Source organism: Xylanibacter rodentium, from assembly GCF_013166575.1.
Taxonomy (GTDB): domain Bacteria; phylum Bacteroidota; class Bacteroidia; order Bacteroidales; family Bacteroidaceae; genus Prevotella; species Prevotella rodentium.
Window position 1 is genome coordinate 1 of sequence record NZ_JABKKE010000065.1, and the last position, 1,043, is coordinate 1,043.

2 protein-coding genes are annotated in these 1,043 nt (G+C 35.2%); both read left to right on the top strand.

Annotated elements, in window-relative coordinates:
• On the top strand, positions 1–252 hold a 252-nt coding region (locus HPS55_RS14050; protein WP_172325118.1), incomplete at its 5' end, for a hypothetical protein.
• A gap of 606 nt (positions 253–858) precedes the next feature.
• A partial coding sequence (locus HPS55_RS14055) for a hypothetical protein (protein ID WP_172325120.1) occupies positions 859–1,043 on the top strand: 185 nt, incomplete at its 3' end.

The window sequence follows — 1,043 nt, forward strand, 5'->3', positions numbered from 1 at the left end:
GCCAGTAAACTTGGTGCCGAGTATTTTGACAAAAAATATGGTCGAGGCGCAGATGGATATGTTGAAGGTGATAAGAACTATTTTGATATAGTTTCATTTTCTGGAAAAAAATGGCAATCTCCATACAAGAATCCGAGAAATGGTAAACAGAATGAAAATAACTCTTTTCCTATAACAGGTTCACATGGTTCTTGTTCTGATTATATTATTCCGGGAGTTTCCATGGGATTTCCTTTATTGTTTGTATTTTAAAACTTACGTATATGAAAACATTGGTAAAAATATTTTTTGTGTTGGTGATATGCAGTGGTATTTCGGCATGTTACCCTCTTCCCCCTTTCTTGACTGTGCAGAATAATTCAAGTGACACTATATATTGGGAATTTTATCCATGTGAAGATACATTGGGATTCACTGATATGTATAAATATACGTTATTTAAAGGATTATATAAAATAGAGCCTTATGGTAGAGACGTCACTGAGTTTACGCGCGATGATTTTGGTTATATGTGTAACGAATTCGGTCGATGTCATATTGCTATATTTATTCTGAAGCAATTAACATTGGAGAAATATGGGTTGGACTCTATAAGAGCTAATCGTATTTATGACAAGCGATATATATATGATATGGAAGGGTTGGATAAAATGAATTATATAATAATCTACCCGTATGATCGTAAATAGACGGTAAATAACCACAATAATTTTATCTTATACAGAGCCGAAAGTTATGAATTTTAATAGATATATTTACATTAGTGGACACTAATGTGGCAATATTTTCAATCATGGTTTTAATGTGAGTCAGTATAACTGGAAGCGAACCGTAAATTCATGGAGAATAGACATGGGTATGTTTAGAGGGAATGTTTGGCAGATTTTGAACAAATGGACATGGGGTGGAGTAAATTCCTTGATAGGTAATCTTGTTTCGGAAGGTTATAATGCCGTTGGCTATGTTGACGGTGTTACATCGCTGGATGGTATGCTCGCGCTTTCAGGAGCGACCTCCGGTGGACGTGCCTTTACGATAGGTCA